At 56.1% G+C, this 3,516-nt stretch carries 3 protein-coding genes; 1 reads left to right on the plus strand and 2 read right to left on the minus strand.

Annotated elements, in window-relative coordinates; genetic code table 11:
• Positions 1–144 precede the first annotated feature (144 nt).
• Positions 145–1,461, plus strand: a complete 1,317-nt coding sequence (locus tag BXP70_RS28820; RefSeq protein WP_086597579.1) for an alpha/beta hydrolase-fold protein — start codon at positions 145–147, stop codon at positions 1,459–1,461.
• 84 nt (positions 1,462–1,545) lie between these two features.
• Here the strand turns inward: BXP70_RS28820 and BXP70_RS28825 are convergent, their stop codons facing one another.
• Positions 1,546–2,538, minus strand: a complete 993-nt coding sequence (locus tag BXP70_RS28825) for an IS110 family RNA-guided transposase (RefSeq protein ID WP_086597580.1) — start codon at positions 2,536–2,538, stop codon at positions 1,546–1,548.
• Positions 2,539–2,764: 226 nt separating this feature from the next.
• Entirely contained in the window at positions 2,765–3,100 is a 336-nt protein-coding gene (locus BXP70_RS28830) for a hypothetical protein (RefSeq protein WP_086597581.1), read from the minus strand.
• Positions 3,101–3,516 lie beyond the last annotated feature (416 nt).

Consider the following 3,516-nt stretch of genomic DNA (forward strand, 5'->3'; position numbering starts at 1 on the left):
TATGATATAGATTGGGTTCTGCAACAGCCACCTAGATTATGTTTAAAAAAGATTCTTAGGATCCGGGTATCGTTTAACCCATTCTGCTTCTGGCTTTTGTCTACTTTAGGGCTTCCTGAACAAAGCACGTTTCTACTGCCGATCATGAGCTCTCACTCTCTGTTTGATGGCTGGCCAAGCGGCTGCCGCCCGGTAGCCGCGCCCAAGCGGTTGGCGCACGCCTTTGCCCGGAGCTGGAAGCCAGCGCCGCCCCAAACCCCGACGCTGCTGGCCACTCCGCGCCTGCTGCTACTCATTGTCCTTTGCTTGGTGGGCCTGCCGGCGAGGGCGCAGACCAAGTCGGATTACTACCAAAACCCGACCGACACCACCCTCTACTCGCGCGCGCTGGCCCAACCGCGCCAGTTGACGGTGATCTTACCCACTACCTTCAACCCCGCGCGTAAGACTAAATACCCCCTGATCCTGGTGTTTGATCGCCAGAACCAGGACATCTTTCGCCAACTCTACGAGTCGATCAACTACCTGACGCGCTTCGACGCGATGCCCGAAGCCGTGATCGTGGGACTGACCTCTTCCCCCTCTCAACGCAACCGTGAGACCAGTCTGCCCGCCGACATGGCGGGGGCGCGGGGCGAAGAGCTGCTGCGCTTCGTGTTTGACGAGCTGCTGCCCTGGTGTGCGGCCACCTACCACACGGGCGCCTGTCGCACGCTGATCGGGCACTCACGCTTCGGCTACTTCTCCACTGTAATGATGTGCCGGCAAGCCACGCAACTCAGTGGCGTGATCGCCTTGAGCCCTTTCTATCAGCAAGGCCGCGCCAACTGGGTGGACTCGGTCACCACGCGCTTTGCCCCCACCCAGCCGCTGGCCCGCCGGCTCTGCTATCGCTTCGTCACGGGCGACTCGCTCTCCGATACGCCCGGGTATGCGCGCATGCACGCGGCCTTGCGCCGCGCCAAGCTGCATCCCAATTTTGATTGGGGGGGCGCGGCCTTCTACCAGGCCAAACACCACGTCGTGCCCGGCTTGGGGGTGCTGCCCGCTTTGCTGGACATTTTTCAGCCCTGGTCGGCGACGGCCGATGCGTTCTCGTCCTATCCCCCGGTGGGGACGCAGCTCGCGTATGCGGCTTTCCAAGCTAAAATGCAGCAGGTCTACGGCGAGGAAATGAGTTTGGGACTCGCCCGTCTGAACGGCTTAGGCAATGAGTACAATGCCGAGAAACAGTACGACAAAGCGCTGTTCTTCTGGCGACAGTTGCTCGACGAGTACCCGTTCTTTAGCGCGACCTATGTCGATATCGCGGAACTGCTGCTCGTGCAGGGGCAACGGAAGGAAGCCAAGCGCTACTTAGAGCGCGGCCTGCAAAGTTTGCGCGCTAACCGGTTTCTGCCGGCACCAGCGCAGGCGCAACTGGCGCAAACCATGCAGCAGAAATTGGCCACCTTACGCTAACATCCTGTGGGAATAGGGATGGCTGGCTGGTCTTGTAGCGAGGTAGGTTTGAAGCCGTGTACTTTACACGAACTGTGTTAAAAGTCAAGGATTAAGGGCAAGTTTTGACGGAAAATCAGCTTGATAGGGTACACCCGATTTGATAATGGCGAAGGCTTGCTTGAGCAACTTATTACAGACCGCAATTAGGGCCACTTTGCCGTTCTTGCCCTTGGCTACGAGCCGATTGTAGAGCGCCTGACACGCCGCATTTGACTTCTTAGCGGAGAAGCTGCACATGAACAGCTTGCCGCGGATTAAGCCGCCCCCCATTTTGGTGATGCGCACCTTGCCGCGGATGCTGGTGCCGGAGCTGTGTTCCCGCGGCGATAAGCCGGCCATGGCGATGAGTTGACGGTAATTGTTCAAGCGGGTAAGGCCGCCCGCAAATAAGAGCAACATACTAGCCGTCTTGCGCCCAATACCGGGAATGGAGCACAACAGCGCGATTTCCGGCCCAAACCGCTGTTCGAGCAAGAGCAAGAGTTCATTCTCCACCGCCTCAACTTGTTGGGTTAGGGCTTTCAAGGTTTGTTGCAACCGTTTCAACGCCGTCTTGCTGATGATGGGTTGTCGCTGCAACGCCTCCAAGGCGTTGCTGACCATGGTTTTCTGCTTGAGTAACTGCTCGGTGACTTGCTCGAGTTGGCGACATTCCACCAGCACCTGCTCATCGGGCTGCCAGCGGGAGACCGGTTGTTGCTGGCCATAACGGAGCAGCCATTGGGCATCCTTGCGGTCACTTTTGCCTTTACTCAAGTGCATCTGAATGAAGCGTCGGATCACCAATGGGTTGAGCATAGCTACCTCTCCGCCCTGCTCGTGCAGGTAGTACGCTAAGGCCAAGTTGTAGGTACCAGTGGCTTCCATCACAAACAGGCACTGCGCGCCACAGGCCTTCACCAGTTGCTGAAAGCCCACTTTACTGTTGCTAACTTCCAGGTGCTTGAGTTGCTGGTCAGTGGCCTGATAACACACGGCCAACGTAGCCTTACTCACGTCGATGCCGACAACGGGGAGGGAGAGTGGAGCAACCATACTAAGGAGGAGTTGAGGTGAAATCAAGAAGAAAGGAGTTCTAGGAAATCTTTTGCTATCCTACTACAGGCTCTCGGGCCTCACGGAACTGTCCAAAGTAGTCCTAGAAAAAGAAGGGGATTGTCATGTAAAACGGGCTTGCAGTAGCCCCATAATCGATGAATCTTGTTTCTTCTTTTTCCTTTCAGCTGCCCTGATGAGGGCTGGTAAGCGAATATAAAATGCTCTAACTAATTGTCTTCCGTGGGGTTAGCCTTTCTCCCGCCCAATCATAACTCAATGGTTTTCCTCCTTTCTCTGGTTCCCATCCCAGTTGCTGTGCTTGTAGAATGATCAGGGCGGCCTCTCTGGGCTTGATGAGCTGCAGGTTCAACTGGCTGACCTGGGGAAACGCTACCCAGTAGGCGTTGACGTCCGTTTCGAAATAGACTTCAATCTTGCTACCTTGACAATCTGCTTGTTGGGCGACAAAAACATTGTAGCCATCGTTCGGGCTTACCAACCAAGTATACTTGATGCTCTCTAGCGTGATTGATCGAGACTTCTTCTTGGGGAGTGCCATCTGAGAGAGGCCTGGCTTATACGGTGTTTTTTGAAGAATATACTTCTTGCTTAATATGACACAAGCATGTCTTCTTGCTTAGTAGCGGCTTCATTTACAACAGGTAAGCGAACATAGGAAGAACGGACCATTAGAAGGTGTCCAAGCGCCTGCCTGATTTTCGGTGCCGGATCGGTCCAGACAAGGCGTCTGCGGGTGAGCGGCTCTCTTGCGCTTTTCAAGCGACCTGGGGCGAGCAATCGGCGCCTAGGCAGAACGGGCGTGGTACCAAGACCCGCGCCCGTTCCGGCCCGCCAGGCCCTCGCACCGCGCAAGGGGGCGTTACGGGTTGAGCAGATCAAAGAGGGCTTCGCGTTGCTGGCGTAAGGCTTCCGCCGCCCCGATTCCTACTTCGTAGGTATCGCTTTCGAGCACCT

The sequence above is a fragment of the Hymenobacter crusticola genome (assembly GCF_002154225.1).
Taxonomy (GTDB): Bacteria; Bacteroidota; Bacteroidia; order Cytophagales; family Hymenobacteraceae; genus Hymenobacter; species Hymenobacter crusticola.